Source organism: Mycetocola miduiensis (assembly GCF_900115155.1).
Lineage (GTDB): Bacteria > Actinomycetota > Actinomycetes > Actinomycetales > Microbacteriaceae > Mycetocola_A > Mycetocola_A miduiensis.
Genome location: NZ_FOVM01000006.1, coordinates 211,059 through 231,827, shown reverse-complemented (window position 1 = coordinate 231,827; position 20,769 = coordinate 211,059). Strand labels below are relative to the sequence as shown.

Genomic DNA, 20,769 nt, shown 5'->3' with positions numbered 1-20,769 from the left:
GCAAGCGAACGTCGCTAGGCTAAGGACACTTTCACCAACGACGGAGTGTGATGCCGAACCTTCTCCCTTTCTCGCAGGAGCTGCGAGCGCGCACGAGTCGCGGTCACGCCGAGAGCGAGGGTGCCGACTTCATGGGCGACCTGATGACCGGAAAGGGCACCAGGGAGGACTACATCGCGCTGGTAGCCCAGCACTACTTCATCTATGAAGCCATCGAGGATACTGCGGAGCGGAGAAAGAACGATCCGATCGTCGCACCATTCCTCTCCGACAAGCTGACCAGGCTCCCGGCGATCGAGGCGGATCTGCGGTTCCTGCTCGGCGAGAACTGGCGTGAGTCGATCTCCCCGCTGCCGACCACCGCTTCGTACGTCGCCCGGATCCGCGAGGTGGCGGCGACATGGCCGGGCGGTTTCGTCGCCCACCACTACACGCGCTACCTCGGAGACCTCTCCGGCGGCCAGGTCATCCGCACGATCATGCAGCGGCAGTTCGGTTTCGACACAAACGGCGTCGGCTTCTACCTCTTCGGCGACATCGCCAAACCCCGCGAGTTCAAGGACACCTACCGCGAACGGCTGGATGCCGCCCCCTGGGATGACGCGGAACGCAGCCGGGTGATCGACGAGGTCCTCGTCGCGTACCGGTTCAACACCGACCTCTTCCGTGACCTCGCCGAGACGAAGGCCTCATCAGTCGCCTGAAAAACCCCGTGGGCGGCCGACGGCTGCCCCACCTACCAGAGGAGCAGTGTGAGTACGTTCGACACCAAACCCTGGCTCAACGCATACGCGCCAGGAGTCCCGCACGAGATCGAGGTGCCCACCGGGTCGCTGGTTGACATGGTCGAGGATGCCGTGACGCGGTTCCGTCGCAAGACGGCATTGCAGTTCTTCGGTGAGGCCACGTCGTACGCCGAACTCGGCGACCAGATCGGACGTGCGGCCGAAGGGCTCCGCCGGCTCGGCGTGGAGAAGGGAGACCGAGTCGCGCTCGTGCTGCCGAACTGCCCGCAGCATGTCATCGCTTTCTACGCCGTCCTCCGCCTCGGCGCGGTCGTTGTCGAGCACAACCCGCTCTACACCGCGAGGGAATTGCGGCACCAGTTCGAGGACCACGGCGCGCGCGTGGTGATCGCCTGGGACAAGGTCGCGGGCATGATCACGGACTTCCCACAGGACCTTCCGATCGACGCCGTGGTCGCCGTCGACGTGACGAAGGCGATGCCGTTCACAACTCGGGTCGCGCTTCGGCTGCCCGTCCCGAAAGCACGCAGCTCACGCAAGGCGCTCACCACCGGCTCGCGGGTGCGCGGGACCACCGCGTGGGAGGCTCTGGTTTCACACGGGAGCCTCCGCCGAAAGCACCCCCGACCGGATGGCGCGGACCTTGCCCTGCTGCAGTACACCAGCGGCACCACCGGCAGCCCCAAGGGCGTCATGCTCAGCCATACCAACCTCCTCGCGAATGCCGCCCAGGGCAGGGCGTGGGTGCCAGGGCTCTCCGAAGGGGACGAGGTCTTCTACGGCGTCCTCCCCCTGTTCCACGCGTACGGAATGACCCTCTGCCTCACCTTCGCGATGAGCATCGGTGCGACGGTGGTGCTGTTCCCGAAGTTCGATGTCGACCTCGTGCTGACCGCCCTCTCGAAGACCCCTGCAACGTTCCTGCCCGCCGTTCCTCCCATCTATGAAGCGCTCGCCCGCGCCGCTGAACGTCGCAAAGTCGACCTCTCCGGCATCCGGTTCGCGATCTCCGGAGCGATGAGCCTGCCGGTGCCGATCGTCCGGCGCTGGGAGCATGCGACCGGCGGCCTCCTCGTCGAGGGCTACGGCATGACCGAAGCGTCGCCGGTTGCGCTGGGCAACCCGATCGGCCCGACCCGCCGGCCTGGGACCGTCGGCGTGCCCTTCCCGAACACCGAGATCCGCGTCGTCGACCCGGCCGACACCTCAGTGGAACGTGAACCGGGCGAAGCGGGTGAACTGTTGATCCGAGGTCCGCAGGTGTTCTCCGGTTACTGGAAGCGCCCTGAGGACACCGCGGCGGCGTTGATCGGCGACGGCTGGCTGCGCACCGGCGACATCGTCGAGGTCTCGGCCGACGGGTTCGTCACCATCGTCGACCGGGTCAAGGAGCTCATCGTCACCGGTGGCTTCAACGTGTCACCCTCTGAGGTGGAACAGGCCCTCATGGATCACCCGGACGTGCGTGAAGCCGCCGTCGTCGGCCTCCCCCGGGAGAGCGGCGGGGAGGATGTGGCCGCCGCAGTGGTCATGCAGGACGGGACCGTGTTCGACCCGAACTCCCTGCGCGACTTCTGCCGCAGAAGCCTGACCGCTTACAAGGTCCCTAAACAGATCGTCCAGGTCGACGAACTCCCCCGGTCGCTCATCGGCAAGGTTCTGCGCAAGGACGTCCGCGAACGGATGCTGGCCGGCTGATCGTCCACTGAGACGCACGCTTCGCAGGAGATCGCACGGTTATCAGGACGCTTTGGCGACTTCTGTCCTGAAAATCGTGCGATCTCCTGTTTTGAGGCCGAGCCGGCAGGCACAGAAGCATGGACTCGATCGGCTCAGAGTCGTATGGTCGGCTCATGGATGTCGTCCTCGTTCCCGGTTTCTGGTTGAGGGGATCCAGCTGGGATCCCGTGCTTCCCGCGTTGAGGGCAGCCGGGCATCGCGTCCATGCGCTCACGCTGCCGGGGCTGGAGTCCCTCGACGCCCGCCGGAACGGCATCGGCCTGCGTGATCACGTCGATTCGGTTCTCGCCACGATCGACTCGATCGGCGAGCCGGTGGCGCTGGTCGGCCACTCAGGGGGCGGTGCGATCATCCATGCCGCGGTCGACGCCCGACCGGATCGCGTGCGCAGGGCCATCTACGTCGACAGCGGACCGCTCGCGGACGGCTTCCTCATCAACGACGAGATGCCCACCGTCGGCGACGACCTCCCGTTGCCCGGCTGGTCCGCATTCTCAGACTCCGACCTCGTCGACCTCGACGACCGGCTGCGTCGGCATCTCCGGGAGATCGCGGTTCCTGAACCTCGGGGTGTCGCCTTCGACCGGCAGGAACTGTCGGATGAGCGACGCTACGACGTTCCGGTCACCGTGATCACCTGCACGTTCCCGTCGGCGGACATGCAGGCAGCCATCGAGAACGGTGCGGTCTTCACCGCCGAGCTCGCGAAGGTGCACGACTATGAGATCGTCGACCTGCCCACCGGGCACTGGCCCCAGTTCACGAAACCGGCCGAACTCGCCGAGGCGCTCGTCGCGGCGCTCCGCGAACGGTAGCTCGCCGCACGCTTCGCAGGACATCGCACGGTTACCAGGATGCTTTCGCGACTTCGGTCCTGAAAATCGTGTGATCTCCTGTTTTCCGTGCCAGCCGTCAGAGCGCCTCGGTTCAACCCAGGGGTGAGGGCGCTCCCTAGAGACTCTCGGCGGAGCCGAGAGTCGAAGGCGCTCCCTAGAGATTCTCGGCGGAGCCGAGAATCGAAGGCGCTCCCTAGAGATTCTCGGCGGAGCCGAGAGTCGAAGGGCGGTCAAACCGCATGAACCGCTCCACATCCGAGTCGACGAGGATGTCACTCGGGCGCAACGGGCGGGTGAGGTATAGCCCGTCGAGGGAGGTCAGCCGGCTGAGCGCGACGTACGTCTGGCCGGGGCTGAACGCACGGGAGCCGAGGTCGATGATGGCACTGTCGTAGGTCTTGCCTTGCGACTTGTGGATAGTGACCGCCCAGGCGAGCCGGAGCGGGAACTGGGTGAACTCGGCGACGATGTCCTTCTTCAGCTGCTTCGTCGCGGCGATGTAGCTGTACCGGTACTTCTCCCACACAACGGGTTCCACTTCGACGATCTCACCGTCGATCTCGACGAAGACGTTGGTGTCGATCTTCGTGACCCGCCCGATCGTTCCGTTCACCCAGCGTTGGCCCTCGCCGCCTCCTCCGCTGTCGTTGCGGAGGAACATCACCTGCGCGCCGACCTTGAGCTCGAGTGTTTCGTCGGCCGGGTACGTCGCCTTCCCGAAGTCCCCGCTCACTTCGGCGGTGGCCTTGAGCGCGCGTCCCGGCAGTTTCGCGAGCGCGGCAGCGTTGATGCGGTTCACGATGTCGTTGCGCGTCGCCAGGGTGATCGTTCCGTCATCTGGCGGTGTCCGCGCCCCCATCGTGTTGAGCGCCCCGGCGATCTGAGCGGTGACCTGTCCGTGACGGACGGCGTTGAGCATGTACTTGAAGTCGGCATCCGACTGCCGGTGGATCTCGGTCAGTTCGATGATGTGCAGCGGCGTTTCCTGCCACACCTTCGCGTCGAAGAACCAGAACGACCGGTAGGTGTCCTGAATGTAGTTGCGTTCCTCGCCCTGGCCGGGCACCGGCGCCAGCTGGTACGGGTCGCCGAACAGCACGACCTGCACGCCGCCGAAAGGTTCGTGACGGCGTTGGCGGGCCTGCCGGAGGCTGCGGTCGATGGCATCCATCAGGTCGGCGTTGACCATCGAGACCTCGTCGATGACGATCGTGTCGATGGTGTTGAGCAGCTTCTTGACCTGGTCGCTCTGGTCGATGTCGTGGTCGGCGATGAGCCCGATCGGCAGGCGGAACAGCGAGTGGATGGTCTGCCCGCCGACGTTGAGCGCTGCGACGCCGGTAGGAGCGCAGATGACGATCTGCTTCTCGGTGTTCCAGGACAGGTGGTTCAGCAGGGTGGACTTTCCGGTTCCGGCACGACCGGTGACGAACACGTTCTCCCGGGTGCCTTCGATGCGGTCGAAAACGGACTGCTGCTCGGGGGAGAGTTCGAATGCCGGCTTGGGGTTGGTCACGGATGCCTTCAGTGAGAGTTCGCTTGAAGTATCCACTGTATTCGCCGGGGCTGGGAGGGGCGCACGGAGGGTGTGGAATGGCATCCGTTCGTCGCCTCCTGCCGAGGGATGATCTGTCGCGACACCATAGGATAGCTGCGTGAGCCAGCCCCAAAATCCCGTTCAGATGCACCCTCAAGAGAGCGCACCGGCCGGCTGGACGGAACCGCCCGCACCTGAACCTCACCCATCCGCGACGCAGCGCACCAGGGCAACCATCATCTGGGCTGTCGTCGGGACGATGCTCATCGGTGCGGCGTTCGCCGCGATTGGGGCCCTCAACCGCGACGTGTACGGCGCCGGGGCATTCGTCGGCAACTATCTCAGCGCGCTGCAGAGGAAGGATGCCGCAAGCGCCCTGCAGATCCCCGGGGTCGAGCTGGAAGAATCCGACCTCACGGAGGCTGGACTTCCCGAGGGGAGCTCGAATGCGCTGCTTCGGAACGCTGCCCTCCCCGAGCTGACCAACCTCGCCCTCGTTGACGACCTCGATCAGGGGGACGGCATCCACGCGGTCACCTGGTCCTTCGAAAGCAACGACGCGTACGGCGAATCCACGTTCCTGGTTCAGCGTGCTGGAACTCGATTCCCCCTCATCCCGACCTGGTCTTTCGCCGAGAGCCCGCTCGCGGTGGTGAACCTGGCCGTGGAGCACGCGACGGTATTCAGTGCGAACGGGTTCGGCCTCGACGCCCGGTCGTTGACCGGAGTAGCGGTTCCGTCGTTCCACAACATCGTGAATGTGCAGGTCTTCACGCCTGGGGCATACGTCTTCGAGTCGACGAGTGACTTGCTCACTTCTGACAAGGAATCGGTCCTCGTCGACGAGCCCAGCCGCGTGCACGAGGCCGCCGTGAAAGCGGCGCCGACAGACGAGTTCGTGACGGCGGCTCAGAAGGCCGTGAACGCGCAACTCGATGCGTGTACCGAACAGAAGGTGCTGCAACCGACCGGATGCCCGTTCGGCATCGTCGTCGACGATCGCATCTCAGGCGATCCACAGTGGTCGTTCGAGGAGTACCCAGAGGTCACGGTCGAAGCAGGACCGGAATCCTGGGTGATCCCCACCACGCGGGGTGACGCTCACCTCGCGGTCGACGTTCAGTCGCTCTACGACGGGTCAATCACCCCGTACGACGCGGACGTGCCGTTCTCGATGGCTGGCAATCTCTACATCCTGTCGGACGGGACCGTCGCGGCGACTCTCGCCGAAGACGGCGACGCGTAGGCCGTTCAGCCGCGGCCGGACATCCGAGCGAGACGCTCGTTGTACTCCTTGAGTTCGGCGTCATCGGTACGATCTGCGTTTCGATCGAGCCGCTTCTGATCCTTGGTGTCGCTGCGGCTCCACTGGATGGCGACGGTGATGGCCAGGGCGATGGTCGGCAACTCACCGAGGCTCCAGGCGATGCCGCCGCCGGTCTGCTGGTCGGCGAGCGGGGTCGAGCCCCAGGTCCGGCCCATGGCTCCGAACCAGTCGGCGAGGAACAGCCCGACGTTCGACATGATCGCGAGCCCGAAGAAGGCGTGGGCAGCCATCGTGGCGAGCAGCAGCAGCAGTCGCAACGGGTAGGAGAGCCGGAACGGAACCGGGTCGACACCGATGAGCGACTGCACGAAGAGGTACCCCGTGAGCACGAAGTGAACGATCATCCACTCGTGCCCGATGTGGTCGGTCATTGACCAGCGCATCAGCGGTGAGTAGTAGAAAATCCAGAGCGAGCCGACGAAGAGGACGGCGGCGACGATCGGGTTGGCGATGACGCCGGCGAACTTCGAGTGAACGGCGAGGAGGATCCACTCGCGTGCACCGCGGGATCCGTCGTCCCTCTTCTCGATGGCTCGCATGGCGAGGGTCACAGGGGCGCCGGGGACGAGGAGCACGGGGACGAGCATGGTGAGGCCCATGTGCCCGAGCATGTGCACGCTGAAGAGGTAGTCCTGGTAGGCGGCGACGCCGCCGCTCGTGAGGTAGAAGAGCACGAGCAGGCCGAGCACCCACAACACGGTGCGATGGATCGGCCACGTGTCGCCGCGGCGGCGAAGGCGGACCACGCCTGCCACGTAGAAGAAGATTCCGAACGCCGTGATCAGCAGCCAGATCAGGTCGATGTCCCAGACGGTGAAGTAGCGCTCAAAGGTCAGTTCTGGGGGAAGAGGTTCACCGGTGAGGATCTCAGCGGCGGTCGGCACTCCTGGGAGCTCTTCGGGCACGGGCGTTGCCGTGCGGGCGAGCGCGGCGGCGAGGCCGGAGGCGATGCCCATGAACGCGAGTTCGGCGACGACGATCCACCAGAAGTAGCGCCCGATCGACGCGCCCGCAGCTTTCATCCGCCCGATCAGCCAGTTGCGCTGCACGGCTCCGAACAGCCCGATCGCGATCAGCACGGCGGCTTTTCCGAGGACGAGGACGCCGTATGGGGTGAGGAGGTGGTCGAGCGTGCCGATCCGAAGCTCCGCGCTCGCGTAGCCTGACACAGCGACGACGATGAAGGACGCCAGGGCGAGAGTCGAATAGCGCTCGATGACGGGGATGATGCGGCCGGACTCGAGTGTCTCTCGAAGAAGGATGATCGTGAGCAGGCCGCCGAGCCACACCGCGGCGAAGAGGAGGTGCAGCCCGAGTCCGGTGACCGCGGCGTCGTGACCGGCGGTGCCCGCCGCGTGGCCCTGCTGCGCCATCGGCACGAGCGAGATCAGCGCGAGCACTCCAATGAACACCATGAGGATTTGGCCGCGCACGGCGAAGCACAGCACGGTGAGTGTGGCGGCGATGAGGGTGGTGGCGAGCCAGGCCTGCCCCAGTTCGACGTCGGTGAAGAACAGGCCGAGTTTTGCGCCGAACTGGTCATCGAAGGTGATGGCGGTGCCGGTGACGTTCAGGAAGGTCAGAAAGCCGGTGGCGCCGGCGGCGATGGCGTACACCGCAGCACCGGATGCCGCGACATCGAGGGCGCGGTGGTATTCGTCCTTCTTCGGCGAGAAGGCGAACAGCGCAAGCACGATGGCGCCGATCGTCACAGCAGCGCCGAGGTTGACGAAAAGCTTCGCGATCGGCAGCCCGAACCGCACGAGAGCGCCCGGGTCGCCGATGGGACGCGGGTCCGCTCCGCCGCCGTAGGCCAGTCCGACCATCAGCGCGAGGAGCGAGGCGGCGACGAGGACGGCGGGGCCGACGATCCGGGTTACACGAAGCACCCTTCAAGCCTACGTTGCAGCGCGGTCGCCAACCTGCGGTACTGCTGACCGCCGCCCGCCGTGGCCACACTTCGAGGGAAGAGCGGATGCCCCGAATTCCGCGTTAACGACGAAAGGGGATGCCACGCGGTGCGTGGCATCCCCTTTCAGACGATTACTTTGCGGCAGCCTTCAGCTTTGAACCAGCCGAAACCTTGACCGAGTGACCGGCCGGGATCTGGATCTCAGCACCGGTCTGCGGGTTACGGCCCGTGCGTGCTGCACGCGAGGTGCGCTCGACTGCGAGCCATCCCGGGATGGTGACCTTGACGTCGTTGCTGACCGAGTCAGCGAGAACGGCGAACAGCGAGTCGAGGACGCCGCCAACGGTCGCCTGGCTCTGGTTCGTCTCGGATGCGATCTTTGCAACGAGCTCGGTCTTGTTAAGCGACTTATCAGCCATTGAGTTGTCCTCCTCGGACTTTGCTTTCTACAGCCTGTTTCATAACTTGCCCCGAGTCGTTCGTGCACCCGGGCCGGTCTGTCTGACCGCCTCGAATGTATCAGAGTTCCGCATGTTCTCGCGGAAATCGGGCTCGTGTGGCCCCTTTTTCTCCGGCGTGTCACAGCATCCGTCGCTTTGACACCAGATTTTCCACCTCAGATCACGCTCTCAGCGAAAATCCGCGTCATTCTGCGACTTTTGCTGTTAACGACACAACGGGTGCCGGCCCGAAGGCCGACACCCGTTGAAACAGAGTCTGTGGTGCTTACCAGCTCGACTTGGTGATGCCGGGCAGTTCGCCCTTGTGCGCCATGTCACGGAAGCGGACACGCGAGATGCCGAACTTCGAGAGGTGGCCGCGGGGGCGTCCGTCAACAGCGTCACGGTTGCGCAGGCGCACCGGTGAAGCGTTGCGGGGAAGCTTCTGCAGGCCGAGGCGAGCGGCTTCACGCGACTCGTCGGTGCCGTTCGGGTCCACGAGGGCCTTCTTCAGCTCGAGGCGCTTTGCTGCGTAACGCTCAACGATAACTTTGCGCTGGTTGTTCTTCGCGATCATGCTCTTCTTAGCCATGGCTTAGCGCTCCTCTCGGAATTCAACGTGCTTGCGCACTACGGGGTCGTACTTCTTCAGTACGAGACGGTCGGGGTTGTTTCGACGGTTCTTCTTGGTCACGTAGGTGTAACCGGTGCCTGCCGTCGAACGAAGCTTGATGATCGGACGAATGTCCTGTGCTTTTGCCATTAGATCTTCTCCCCACGGGCCAGCAGGTCCTTGACGACCGACTCAATTCCGCGAGCATCGATAACCTTGATGCCCTTGGCGCTCAGCGTGAGCGTGACGTTACGGCGAAGCGACGGTACGAAGTACGTCTTCTTCTGCACGTTCGGGTCGAAGCGACGCTTGGTGCGTCGGTGCGAGTGCGAAATGTTGTGTCCGAAGCCGGGAACGGCTCCGGTCACCTGGCAGGTTGCTGCCATGGTTCTCTCCTTCAATACCGCAGAACTTTCGTCCTGCCCAAGATCTCTTGTCGGCACACGAAACCGCTCGACTTTGACGACGAGGGGATTGTGTATGCGATCTGAGTGGGAGGTGCCCACTCAGCCAAGGGTCTATCGTACAGGAGATTCCGCGGTTCTGCGAACGGGCATCGCTAGTGCGCCGCTGCCGCCGTACACGCGGCACAGAGCCCGAAGATGTCGACGATGTGCCTGGCATCCGTGAATCCATGGTCGGATGCCGTCTGCCTCGCCCACTGTTCCACCTCGGTGGCCGCGATCTCCACGGTGAGGCCGCAGTTGCGGCAGATCAGGTGGTGGTGGTGGCCCGTGGATGCGCACGCACGGTAGAGGCTCTCGCCGTCGGGCGACTGGAGGGAGTCGGCTTCGCCGACGTTGGCCAGGTCGGCGAGGGCCCGGTAGACGGTGGCGAGTCCGATATGGGATCCCGCGTCACGGAGGCCCTGGTGCAGGCCCTGCGCGCTGACGAATCCGTCGCGCGAATCGAGCGCCTCACGGACGGCTTCCCGCTGCCAGGTGTTCCTCTTCACTGCCACGTTTTCACTGCCTTCGTTGACCTGGTTCTAGCGTAGCCCGGGGCGCGGTCTGGCACGCAGACCGACCAGACGGGCGACGAGGTAGATGAAAAATGAGATCGTCGTGATGTACGGGCTGATCGGCAACGACCCACCGATGGCCAGCAGGATGCCGCCGACCGCGGAGACGAAACCGAACACCATCGCGAGCACGGGCACGAGAATCGGGGAGGCCGACAGGCGCAAGGCCGCGGCGGCCGGTGTGACGACGAGGGCGAGCACGAGCAGCGCGCCGATGATCTGCACCGAGACCGCGACGATCAGCCCGAGCAGAACCATGAACGCGAGCGAGACGAATCGTGTCGGCACTCCGCGTGCAGCAGCCACGTCGGCGTCGAGGCTGTCAAAGCTCAACGGGCGCCAGATCAGCAGCAGGGAGACGAGCACGACGAGGCTGATCGCGCTGAGCCAGCCCAGCTGCGGGTCGTCGACCGAGATGATCTGGCCGGTGAGCAGGCCGAACTTGTTGGCGCTTCTCCCGGGATACAGGGCCAGGAACAGGATTCCGAGGCCCAGTCCGAACGGCATGAGGACGCCGATGATCGAGTTCCTGTCCCTGGCACGCGAGCCGAGTATCCCGATCACGATGGCGGCGACGAGAGCACCGGCCAGCGACCCGGCCACGACGTTCATCCCGAACAGCAGGGCTGCCGCTGCGCCGGCGAAGGACAGTTCGCTGATTCCGTGCACGGCGAAGGCCATGTCGCGCTGCATGACGAAGACTCCGATGAGACCGCCGACGATGCCGAGGACAGCACCGGCGAGGATCGAGTTCTGCACCAGGCCGAGGAGTTCGCCGTAGTTCTCGAAGTTGAACATCCGCGACCACAGGTCGTCGTCGCCGATCGCGAGCAGCGTCGCGGCCCTCACGCGCCGGCCTCGCCGTGACCGTGGTGGTGGGTTTCGCTGTCAGGGATGCCGACGACGACGACCCTGCCGCCGGTGCGGAGCACCTCGACGGGGGTCCCGTACAACTCGGTGAGCACGTCGCTGCGCAGCACTTCGTCCGGCGTCCCTTCACGGAACTGCCCGCCGGCGAGGTACAGGATGCGGTCGACCATACCGAGTACCGGATTCACGTCGTGAGTGACGAAGACGACGGGCGTGCCGTGCTCGCGTCGCCGACGGTCGATCAGTTCGGAGACGCCGCGCTGGTGCTGCAGGTCCAGGCTGAGCAGCGGCTCGTCGCAGAGCAGCATCCGTGGGTCTCCGGCGAGCGCCTGGCCGACCCGGAGCCGCTGTTGCTCGCCGCCGGAGAGGTTCCCGACCGGTTCGTCGGCGTAGTGGGAGGCGCCGACGGACTCCAGGAGATTATCGACCTGGCGCCTCTCCGCCCCACGGCTGACCGGGAGGCCGAAGCGGTGTCCGTTGACGCCGAGGGCGACGAGGTCGCGCCCTCGCATCGGCGTGCCGCCGGGGATGAGTTTCTGCTGGGGGATGTAGCCGATCCGCCGGTCGCCGCGGCGCACCGGGTGCCCGTCGAACCGGATCGTGCCGGAGTCGAGCGACTGCTGGCCGAGGATCGTCTTGAGCAGGCTCGTCTTGCCTGAGCCGTTCGGTCCGAGAACGGCGAGGAACTCACCGGCGCAGACATCAAGGGTGAGGTCGTTCCACAGCACGCGCTCACCGAAGCCGAGCGCCGCATCCTTCAGGCTGAGGATCGGGTTGCTCGGGTGGTGGTGACCCGGCGTCGAGGCGGTCATGAGTGGAGCGCGTCGCTGATCGCGGCAATGTTGTCCGTCATCCAGCTCAGGTAGCTGTCCCCGTCCGGAAGCGTCTCAGCGAAGGACACCACGGGAACGGAGTTCTTCTCCGCTGCGGCGCGGAGCTGCTCGGTCTCGCTGCTGCCGGTCTGCTCGTTGTACGCAAGCAGAGCGATGTTGCCCGATGCGATAACGGCGAGTGTGTCGCGCAGGCTCGCGGGCGAGACATCCGCCCCCTCCTCGATCGCGGCGCTGAAGTCGTCCGGGGTCACGTTGACGAGCCCGGATGCCTCGAGCAGGTACAGCGGAACCGGTTCGGTGATCGCCACCCCGGCTCCGTCGAACTCTGCTTTGAGGGCGTCGGTGGAGGCGGTTAGCGAAGCGAGCTCCTCTGAGAAGGCGGTGTAATTCTCGGCGAAGGCTGCGGCGTTCTCCTCGTCGAGCTGCGAGAAGACGTGAGCGAGCGTGCTCGCGAGTGCGTCGATGGTCGTGAGGTCGTACCAGACGTGCTCGTTGAGCCCTTCGACGTGCCCGTGTCCATCGTCTTCGGTGTGCCCCTCCTCGATGGCGGCGTGCCCCGACAGGTCGACGACGTTGACCATTTCCAGGTCGTCCGCACCGGAGGCATCCACGAGCGTGTCGATGAAGGGGTCGTACCCGCCGCCGTTCTCGATCACGAGCTCGGCCTTCGATACGGCGAGCTGGTCCTGCGCGCTGGCCTCGTAACTGTGCGGGTCCTGCGCGACGGAGTCGATGATGCTCGTCACGTCGACGTGGTCTCCGCCGATGGCTGACGCGATGTCGCCGTACACGTTGGTGGATGAGACGACGCGGATGCCGGTCGGCTCCGTCGCGGTCTCGCCCGCGGCTGGGGAGCATCCGCTCAGGACGAGGGCTGCGGCTGGGAGCAGCAGAAGGAAGCGGAAGCGGGATGTGTTCACCCGGAACACATTACGCGTAATGATAACGGTTATCAAATGCGATTGTCCTTAACCGCGAGTTGCCCGGTTTTCAGGGTGCGCACGCGGCAACACCCCGAAAACCGGGCAACTCGAACCAGTGGTTCTAGGCGGTGAGGCCGTTGACGTACTCCTGGTTGTCTTCGATCCACTTCTCGACGACGGGGGCGTAATCGTCGCCCTCGTAGTCGATGAACATCGCCTTGACGAGGGACATCAGCGTTTCGCTGTCCATCGTGAAGTCTTCAAGGTAGCCTGCGGCTTTCGGCGAGGACTCGGCGAACTCGGTGCTTCCGTAGCTGGAGAGGCTTTCGGTCGAACCGAAGGCACCCTCGGGGTCTTCGAGGTTCTTCAGCGGGAACTGCGCGTATGCACGGTGCGGCTCCCAGAGGGTGACGACGACGTTCTCACCCTTGTCGGTCGCGCTCTTGAGCTCGGTGAGCATCGCGGCGGTCGACGACGTGACGAACTCCATGTCGTCGAGGCCGTAGGTCGGGATGACGTCGTTCTCCATGGCGGCGGTGAGGCCGGCGCCAGGCTCGATGCCGACGATCTGGTTGCCAAAGAGGTCGGCGTTGTCGGCCAGTTCCTCGATCGAGTCGATCGGAGCATCCTCGTTGACCGCGAGGGTCAGCTTGGACTCCTCGTTCCAGGCGCCAAGCTCGACGATGTCATCGCCGTAGGTTTCCAGGTACGCGGCGTGGGTTTTGGGCAGCCAGACGTCGGTGGTGAAGTCGTAGTCACCGGAGGAAAGGCCTTCGAAGACCGGGGCCGGGTCGGCGTATTCGAGCTCGACCGAGTAGCCCTCTTCTTCAAGAATGGTCTTCCAGAGCCAGCTGGTCGCGACTCCTTCGTCCCAGCCGTTGAACACGGCGAGGGTGAGGTCCTTCTTCTCTCCGCCATCGGCGGAGGAGCCGGCCTCAGGGCTGGCGCAGCCGGCGAGGCCGATCAGGCTTGCCGCTGCGAGTGCTGCGATGGCGATTCTGCTGTTTTTCTTCATGGTGTTCCTCTCGTTGCTGTGTCGATTGGACCAACGGACATTCACGTGCAAGTGCGGTGTCCGAAGCTTGGGGTCAGGAGGCGCTGGCAGCGACGAGCTGCTCATCCTTCTGCGAAACGGATGCTTCCGCATTCACGCTGGGGACGGCATCCGCTTTCTTGACCCGCGGTTTGCGGGTGCCGAGGGATGCCGTGAGCCGGTCGAGCACGATGGCAAGGATCACGACGGACAAGCCGGCTTCGAAGCCGAGTCCGATGTCGAGCCGGTTGAGGCTCGCGACGACGTCGCCGCCGAGCCCGCCGGCGCCGACCATGCCGGCAATGACGACCATGGAGAGCGACAACATGATGACCTGGTTGACACCGGCCATGATGCTCGGCATCGCGAGCGGAAGCTGAATCTGGCGCAGGATCCGGAACGGTGAGGATCCGAAGGCGTGGCCGGCTTCGACAACTTCCTTATCGACGCCGCGGATACCGAGTTCGGTCAGCCGGACGCCGGGCGCCAGAGCGAAGACGATCGTCGCCACGATGCCGGGGACCACACCGACGCGGAACAGGATGAGGGCTGGGATCAGATACACAAGCGCGGGCATCGTCTGCAGGAAGTCAAGGATGGGCTTGAGGATCCGCGATGCGTTGTCGAAGCGTGCGCCCAGTATCCCGAGCGGCACACTGATGATCACCGCGATGATGCTGGCGACAAGAACGAGCGACAGAGTATCCATCGCGTTCTCCCACTGGTCGACCGCGAGGATCAGGGTGAAGCCGACGAGAACGCCAAGCGCGAGCTTCCAGCCTCTGGCGAGGAACCCGAGAGCCGCGACGGCGAGGATGATCACCCAGAACGGCGGTGACTGAAAGACGAGGTTGATGAGGTCATGGGCGCCGAGGAAAATGGCCCGGAGCACATCGAAGAAAGGCTGTGCCACATCGGTGAGCACGTCGACAAAATCCTCGACCCATTGGCCGAGCGGAATACGGATGTCCATCAGTTGAAGCTTCCTTCTCTCACGGCTTCGACATCGTCGGAGTGCACGCGGGTTTTCGTGTCTACTTCGTCGGTCATACCGGCGGTTTCACGGAGGGTCTGGGTGATGACCTCGACGGCGACGGTTGCCGGTGTTTCGATGACCTGGTTCTCGCCGGTTGTCGTGGGAACGTTGGCGAGTGCGGCGAGGAGCGTGACCCGGGGGATGGCGCCCAGCAGGCGCCCTCTTTCATCGACAACGGCGACCGGAAGGTGGCTCTCAGCGGCCGGCTCGAACAGGTCGACGAGGTACTGGTCTGGGCCGACGGTTGCTGGGTCGTTGCGCACGATCGTCATCAGGTCGCGGTTTCCGGCCTTGACGTGCTTGAGCACGTCCCGGTCGTGCACGACGCCGAGGAGCTTACGGCCATTGCCGACGACGAACGCGGCGGATGTCTGCATGTCACGCATCGTGCGCAGGGCGGCACGGGGGCCGGCCGAGCCGGAAACGACGGCGCGCGCTGGTTCCATCACTCCGGCGGCGGTGAGGACACGAGCCCGGTCGACGTCCTGTACGAACTGGGCCACGTAGTCGTTGGCAGGGTCGGTGAGAATCTCGTCGGGCGTGCCGACCTGCACAATGCGACCATCACGCATGACCGCGATGCGATCACCGAGGAACATGGCCTCGTTGAGGTCGTGGGTGATGAAGATGATGGTTTTGCCGAGTTCCTGCTGCAACTCGACGAGCTGCTCCTGCATCTCACGACGGATCAGCGGGTCAAGCGCCGAGAAGGCCTCGTCCATCAGCAGGACGTCGGTGTCGGAGGCAAGGGCGCGGGCCAGGCCCACGCGCTGCTGCATTCCGCCTGACAGCTCGCCCGGGAGTTTGTCTTCCCAGCCGGAGAGACCGACGCGGTCGACGACATCCTGTGCGCGCTTGCGGCGCTCGTCGAGGCTCACACCCTGCACTTCAAGTCCGTATGCGGCGTTGTCGAGCACTGTGCGGTGCGGGAGCAGCGCGAAGTGCTGGAAGACCATGGAGATCTTCGTGCGTCGAACCTCACGCAGCTGCTTCGACGGGACGCCGCTGACGGGCGAGCCGTAGACAGTGACGTTACCCGCGGTGGGCTCAAGGAGCCCGTTGAGCATGCGGATCAGCGTCGACTTGCCCGAACCGCTGAGCCCCATGACGACGAAGATCTCGCCCTTTTTCACCTCGAACGAGGCATCGATCACGGCTGCGGTTCCCAGAGCGGTGAGTTCACCGCGGGACGCGCCAGCCTGAAGCCGTTTGACGACTTCACGCTGCTTCTTGCCGAATACCTTGTAGACGTTGCTTACCTCGACGGCAACAGTGTCGCTCACGTTTTCTCCGGTGCGTGCAGGCGCGTCACCGACCGGTCAAAAACCGGCTCGATGCGAACAACTGCTCGCGAGTTTTACGACCGGGTCAGGGACGAATGCACTACCCCACCCATCAAGCGTCGACGACCTGTGCGTCAGAAGCGAATCGGGGTTGTGCAGGCGCGGCCATGGGGCCGCCGCCAACGTCGCAGGACCATACGCCCGAATGTGCGACATTTCTGTGTCACATCCGTTCGCGGACTAGCGTTCCGGCCATCATGGCCTTCACCGAGCCTAACAGAACTGTCGGGTGTGCCCTATTCGGGGGCCAACCGGCCTCCTGCATTCATGCCTCTTCTGCAGGGTGTTCACGGCATCCGTTCGTAGACTATGAGGGCCAACCGCGCAATCTTGGGAGAACACCATGGGCTTTTTCGACAGACTTTTCGGCACAGGGCAGCGTGAACCGGAGCCGGTGCGCCGGCAGTACGTTCCTCAGCCCCAGGGCCGCAGCGACGACGAGATCGCGGTCGAACGCTACCGTTACCTGCTGAGGACGGCGCCGCCCGAAGCCATCGAGCAGGCCCACGAGGAAGCGTTCGCGCGGCTCACCCCCGAACAGCGCCGCCTGTTGTTCCAGCAGCTCAGCGCGGATGCCGCCCCCGGCGACGCCCCACGCGGTGACGACCCGCACTCGCTGGCGCAGTCGGCCACCCGGTCGGAGCTCCGGCAGCCAGGCACCATGGAACGCACGATGACCGGCCCGAGCTTCGGCAGCATGGTCGGCAGTTCCCTGCTCGGCACCGTCGCGGGGTACTTCATCGCTTCGGCGGTGGTCGGCGCGTTCATGCCTGACATGTCCGGCGGCGAAGCAGGTGGCGAGGGCGGCGACGCCGGTTCCGACGGCGGCGGGGACGCCGGCGGCGACTACAGTGCTGATGCCGGCGGTTCCGACTTCAGCGGCAGCGGAGGCGACTTCGGCAGCGGAGGCGACTTCGGCGGCGGCGACTTCGGCGGAGGCTTCGACTTCTAGGCATGTGTGCCGCGCGGGTCTTTGAGGCCCGCGCGGGTGCAGTTTCACCCGCGCCCAACAACGTCACCCGCGCAAGCGGTGGGCGCGGTGCGCCACGACTTCAGTCGAGCAGCAGCGCCGGTTCCTCGATGATCGACGCGACGTCGGCGAGGAACCGGGATGCGACATCCCCATCGACGACCCGGTGGTCGAACGACGCACCGAGCGTTGTCACGAACCGTGAGCGGACTTCGCCGTCGACGACCCAGGGCTTCTGCTTGATCGTGCCGAGCGCGACGATGCCGACTTCACCGGGGTTGAGGATCGGTGTGCCGGTGTCCATGCCGAAGACGCCGATGTTCGTGACGGTGATCGTGCCTCCCTGCTGGTCGGCAGGCGGCGTCTTCCCGTCCCGTGCAGTCAGCGTGAGCTCTTCGAGGGCCTGGGCCAGCTGAAGTAGGCTCATCGACTGGGCTTCTTTGATGTTCGGCACGATCAGCCCCCGCGGGGTGGCTGCGGCGACGCCGAAGTTCACGTAGTGCCGCACGATGATTTCGTCATCCGTCCACGTCGCGTTGACCGTCGGGTTCCTGCGGACCGCCCAGATCATCGCCTTGGCCATGATCAGCAGCGGCGAGACCTTCACACCCGCGAAGTCCGTCGAGTTCTTGAGCCGCTTGATGAACTCCATCGTGCGTGTGGCGTCGACATCGACGAACAGTGAGACGTGCGGCGCCTTGAACGCCGACTCAACCATCGCGTTGGCGATCTGCTTGCGCACGCCCTTGACAGGGATCCGCTCCTCGCGGGCGTCACCCCACTCCGGTGTTTCGATGTTGCGGAAGACGCTCGCCTGCGAGGCTTCACGCACGACGTCGTCGCGGGTGACCTCTCCCCCGATGCCCGTCCCGGTAACCGTTTTAAGGTCGACGCCGAGGTCCTTGGCGAGTTTGCGGATCGGCGGTTTCGCGATGACGGGGCCGGTAGCAACGGGAACGGATGCCGGCCGAGCGGCGGGCGCTGCGACATCCGCCTTGCGACGCCGGGAGGTGACGGCACCGGCGTTACCGTAGCCGACGAGCACAGCACCGGGCTTCTCGACGTCGATGGAGTTGCGCGTGTCGGCGATTGCCTCCTCGGTTTCACTGGAGATCGCCGCGGGGGCGACGGCGGCAGCGGCCGGCGCTCCGGCGTCAGAGGCGCTGGAAACGGCGGCGTCCGCAGAGGAGCTGATGGTGATGATCGGCGTGCCGACGTCGACGGTTCGACCCTCGTCCACGAGGATCGCCGACACCGTGCCCTCGTACGGCGACGGCAGTTCGACGAGCGACTTGGCCGTTTCGATCTCGACGAGCACCTGGTTGAGTTCGACGGAATCTCCCGGCGCGACCCTCCACGAGACCACTTCGGCCTCGGTGAGTCCCTCACCGGCATCCGGCATCAGAAACTGGAACTCGCTCATGGATTTCTCTCTTTCGCGCGTCCGGAGACGCTAGTAGGCAAGTGCCCGGTCGACGGCCTCTAGGACACGGTCGGCGTCGGGGAGGAAGAGTTTCTCGAGTTTGGCAGGGGGGAAAGGGACGTCGAAGCCCGACACCCGAAGCACCGGCGCTTCGAGCGAGAAGAAAGCGCGCTCGGCGACGGTCGCGGCGATCTCCGAACCGACGGACACGTTGCCAGGAGCCTCCTGCGCGACGATCAGGCGGCCGGTCTTGCGCACACTCTCGAGGAGCGGCTCATAGTCGATCGGTGCGAGCGAACGGAGGTCGACAACCTCAAGGCTGATGCCGTCGGCAGCAGCAAGTTCTGCAGCCTGCAACAGCACGGTGACCATCGCGCCGTGCGCGACGAGGGTGGCATCCGTTCCCAACCGGACCACCCTGCTGGCATGCAGCGGGGCAGCTGACTGGGACAGGTCCACGTCACCCTTTGGCCAGTAGCGGCTCTTCGGTTCGAAGAACATCACCGGGTCGTTGGAGGCGATGGCCTCCTGGATCATCCAGTAGGCGTCGTTCGGCGTGGAGGGGCTCACCGAACGGAGTCCGGCCGTGTGCGCGAAGTACGCCTCCGGGCTTTCCTGGTGGTGTTCGACAGCGCCGATGTGTCCGCCATACGGCACGCGGATGACGACGGGCATCTGCAGTGCGCCCTCGGTGCGGTTGGTCAGTTTCGCGAGCTGTGAGGTGATCTGGTTGAAGCCGGGGTAGATGAACCCGTCGAACTGGATTTCACAGACCGGGCGGTAGCCGCGCATGGCGAGACCAATCGCGGTGCCGATGATGCCGGATTCGGCGAGTGGGGTGTCGAGGACGCGGTTGTCACCGAATTGGGCCTGGAGCCCCTCGGTGATGCGGAAGACTCCGCCGAGCTTGCCGATGTCCTCACCCATCAGCAGGACCTTGGGGTCGTCGGCCATCGCCTGCCGGAGTCCGGCGTTGAGCGCCTTGGCCATCGGCATCGTCTGCAGCGTCGTTTCGGTGCTCACGCTCATGATGCGCCCCCGTCCAGTGCGGCTTCGTACTGTTCGAGCCACTGTTTCTGCTCGGTCATCAGCGGGTGATCGTCGGAGTAGACCCCGTCGAACATCAGCCCGATCTCCGGGTCGGCGATCGCGTGGGTGCGCCGGCGAATGTCGGCCGCGTAATCGTGTGCTTCAGCGGTGACACCGTCGAAGAATGCGTCGGATGCACCTTGGCCGCGCAGGAACGCCTGGAAGCGCACGATCGGATCGCGGGCGATCCACGAATCGGTGAGCTCCTGGGTACGGTACTTGGTCGGGTCGTCACTCGTGGTGTGGGCGCCGATCCGGTAGGTGAGCGCTTCGATCAGCTGCGGTCCCCCGCCGGCGCGTGCGGAATCGAGGTGCTTCGCGGTGACGGCATAGCTGGCGAGAACGTCGTTACCGTCGACCTGCACGCTCGGGATGCCGAACCCGGCCGCGCGCTGGAACAACGGAGTGCGGGACTGGGTGGTGACCGGAACGCTGATCGCCCAGTGGTTGTTCTGCAGAAAGAACACCTGCGGCGTCTGGTAACTGGCGGCGAAGACCATCGATTCGTTTACGTCACCCTGGCTGGTGGCTCCGTCACCGAAGTAGACCACCACGGCCTGGTCGGTGTCAGGGTTTCCCGTCCCGGTCGCGCCGTCGAAATTGATGCCCATGGCGTATCCGGTGGCATGCAGCGTCTGTGCACCGATGACGAGGGTGTACGGGCGGAAGTTCCCGTTCGACGGGTCGGCGGCGTCCCAGCCGAAGTGCGTTGTTCCGCGCATGACCTCAATGATGCCGAGCAGGTCCACTCCGCGGACGAGGCCTACGGCGTGCTCCCGGTAGGACGGGAAGATGTGGTCCTGGGCTCGCGCAGCGCGGCCGGAGCCGACCTGGGCGCCTTCCTGGCCGTGGCACGGGGGCCACAGGGCAAGCTGGCCCTGGCGCTGCAGGTTCGCAGCCTCGGTGTCGAAAGCCCTGGCAATCACCATGTCACGGTAGAACTGCTCGTGATCGGCCGAGGTGAGGCGGTCGAGGTATTCGAGGTACGGTTCGGCGGATGCCGTCGGTGCGACCGTGCCGTCGGCAGCGAGGATCTGCACGGCCGGTGCGGGTGAGGTGCTTTCAGTTTCCGCCATT

Annotated in this window: 21 protein-coding genes; 5 read left to right on the top strand and 16 right to left on the bottom strand. The window is 65.0% G+C overall.

What is annotated here, in order from left to right; all coding sequences use genetic code 11:
- Nucleotides 1–50: 50 nt before the first annotated feature.
- From BM197_RS11550 to BM197_RS11540, 3 genes are all read left to right on the top strand, one after another.
- A complete protein-coding gene (locus BM197_RS11550; RefSeq protein ID WP_090711653.1) occupies nt 51–704 on the top strand; it encodes a biliverdin-producing heme oxygenase in 654 nt (217 codons plus the stop codon).
- 48 nt (nt 705–752) lie between these two features.
- The gene (locus tag BM197_RS11545) at nt 753–2,444 is read left to right on the top strand and encodes a long-chain-fatty-acid--CoA ligase (protein ID WP_090711651.1); all 1,692 of its coding nucleotides are present in this window, start codon (nt 753–755) and stop codon (nt 2,442–2,444) included.
- Nucleotides 2,445–2,599: 155 nt separating this feature from the next.
- Complete coding sequence (locus BM197_RS11540) at nt 2,600–3,301, top strand: alpha/beta fold hydrolase (RefSeq protein ID WP_090711732.1); 702 nt, start codon at nt 2,600–2,602, stop codon at nt 3,299–3,301.
- A gap of 214 nt (nt 3,302–3,515) precedes the next feature.
- On the opposite strand, the gene BM197_RS11535 is transcribed toward BM197_RS11540, so the two are convergent.
- Complete coding sequence (locus BM197_RS11535) at nt 3,516–4,838, bottom strand: ATP-dependent DNA helicase (RefSeq protein ID WP_245762516.1); 1,323 nt, start codon at nt 4,836–4,838, stop codon at nt 3,516–3,518.
- Nucleotides 4,839–4,977: 139 nt separating this feature from the next.
- Here BM197_RS11535 and BM197_RS11530 point away from each other — a divergent pair, with 139 nt between their 5' ends.
- Entirely contained in the window at nt 4,978–6,105 is a 1,128-nt protein-coding gene (locus BM197_RS11530) for a hypothetical protein (protein WP_143095063.1), read from the top strand.
- A gap of 5 nt (nt 6,106–6,110) precedes the next feature.
- Here the strand turns inward: BM197_RS11530 and BM197_RS11525 are convergent, their stop codons facing one another.
- The 12 genes from BM197_RS11525 to BM197_RS11470 form a co-directional block, all read right to left on the bottom strand.
- Entirely contained in the window at nt 6,111–8,075 is a 1,965-nt protein-coding gene (locus BM197_RS11525) for a bifunctional copper resistance protein CopD/cytochrome c oxidase assembly protein (protein ID WP_245762508.1), read from the bottom strand.
- Between the two features lie 154 nt (nt 8,076–8,229).
- On the bottom strand, nt 8,230–8,517 hold the full coding sequence (locus BM197_RS11520; protein ID WP_090711645.1) for an HU family DNA-binding protein: 288 nt from the start codon (nt 8,515–8,517) through the stop codon (nt 8,230–8,232).
- A 307-nt stretch (nt 8,518–8,824) separates the two neighbouring features.
- Nucleotides 8,825–9,130, bottom strand: a complete 306-nt coding sequence (gene rpsN, locus BM197_RS11515; RefSeq protein WP_090711643.1) for a 30S ribosomal protein S14 — start codon at nt 9,128–9,130, stop codon at nt 8,825–8,827.
- 3 nt (nt 9,131–9,133) lie between these two features.
- Complete coding sequence (gene rpmG / locus BM197_RS11510) at nt 9,134–9,301, bottom strand: 50S ribosomal protein L33 (RefSeq protein WP_090711641.1); 168 nt, start codon at nt 9,299–9,301, stop codon at nt 9,134–9,136.
- On the bottom strand, nt 9,301–9,537 hold the full coding sequence (rpmB, locus tag BM197_RS11505) for a 50S ribosomal protein L28 (RefSeq protein ID WP_090711639.1): 237 nt from the start codon (nt 9,535–9,537) through the stop codon (nt 9,301–9,303). The genes rpmG and rpmB overlap by 1 nt, the downstream gene beginning before the upstream one ends.
- Before the next feature lie 173 nt (nt 9,538–9,710).
- Nucleotides 9,711–10,106, bottom strand: a complete 396-nt coding sequence (locus BM197_RS11500; RefSeq protein ID WP_090711637.1) for a Fur family transcriptional regulator — start codon at nt 10,104–10,106, stop codon at nt 9,711–9,713.
- 33 nt (nt 10,107–10,139) lie between these two features.
- Nucleotides 10,140–10,970: a metal ABC transporter permease gene (locus BM197_RS11495; protein WP_177216821.1), complete on the bottom strand. Its 831-nt coding sequence runs from the start codon at nt 10,968–10,970 to the stop codon at nt 10,140–10,142.
- Nucleotides 10,971–11,017: 47 nt separating this feature from the next.
- The gene (locus tag BM197_RS11490; RefSeq protein WP_090711636.1) at nt 11,018–11,854 is read right to left on the bottom strand and encodes a metal ABC transporter ATP-binding protein; all 837 of its coding nucleotides are present in this window, start codon (nt 11,852–11,854) and stop codon (nt 11,018–11,020) included.
- A complete protein-coding gene (locus BM197_RS11485; protein ID WP_090711727.1) occupies nt 11,851–12,795 on the bottom strand; it encodes a metal ABC transporter solute-binding protein, Zn/Mn family in 945 nt (314 codons plus the stop codon). The genes BM197_RS11490 and BM197_RS11485 overlap by 4 nt, the downstream gene beginning before the upstream one ends.
- A gap of 124 nt (nt 12,796–12,919) precedes the next feature.
- A complete protein-coding gene (locus BM197_RS11480; RefSeq protein WP_090711634.1) occupies nt 12,920–13,813 on the bottom strand; it encodes a glycine betaine ABC transporter substrate-binding protein in 894 nt (297 codons plus the stop codon).
- A 73-nt stretch (nt 13,814–13,886) separates the two neighbouring features.
- Nucleotides 13,887–14,804: an ABC transporter permease gene (locus BM197_RS11475; protein WP_090711632.1), complete on the bottom strand. Its 918-nt coding sequence runs from the start codon at nt 14,802–14,804 to the stop codon at nt 13,887–13,889.
- Nucleotides 14,804–16,150 carry a quaternary amine ABC transporter ATP-binding protein gene (locus BM197_RS11470; protein WP_090711630.1) on the bottom strand — a complete coding sequence of 449 codons (1,347 nt, stop codon included), beginning with the start codon at nt 16,148–16,150 and terminating at the stop codon, nt 14,804–14,806. The genes BM197_RS11475 and BM197_RS11470 overlap by 1 nt, the downstream gene beginning before the upstream one ends.
- A gap of 403 nt (nt 16,151–16,553) precedes the next feature.
- Between BM197_RS11470 and BM197_RS11465 the strand changes: the two genes are divergently transcribed.
- A complete protein-coding gene (locus BM197_RS11465) occupies nt 16,554–17,162 on the top strand; it encodes a hypothetical protein (RefSeq protein ID WP_090711628.1) in 609 nt (202 codons plus the stop codon).
- Between the two features lie 100 nt (nt 17,163–17,262).
- Here the strand turns inward: BM197_RS11465 and BM197_RS11460 are convergent, their stop codons facing one another.
- The 3 genes from BM197_RS11460 to BM197_RS11450 are packed head-to-tail and all read right to left on the bottom strand — an operon-like array spanning nt 17,263 to nt 20,768.
- On the bottom strand, nt 17,263–18,603 hold the full coding sequence (locus BM197_RS11460) for a dihydrolipoamide acetyltransferase family protein (RefSeq protein ID WP_090711626.1): 1,341 nt from the start codon (nt 18,601–18,603) through the stop codon (nt 17,263–17,265).
- A 30-nt stretch (nt 18,604–18,633) separates the two neighbouring features.
- Complete coding sequence (locus BM197_RS11455) at nt 18,634–19,632, bottom strand: alpha-ketoacid dehydrogenase subunit beta (protein WP_090711624.1); 999 nt, start codon at nt 19,630–19,632, stop codon at nt 18,634–18,636.
- Nucleotides 19,629–20,768 (bottom strand): thiamine pyrophosphate-dependent dehydrogenase E1 component subunit alpha, encoded by a 1,140-nt coding sequence (locus BM197_RS11450; RefSeq protein ID WP_090711622.1) that lies wholly within the window; start codon nt 20,766–20,768, stop codon nt 19,629–19,631. The genes BM197_RS11455 and BM197_RS11450 overlap by 4 nt, the downstream gene beginning before the upstream one ends.
- Nucleotide 20,769: the final 1 nt, after the last annotated feature.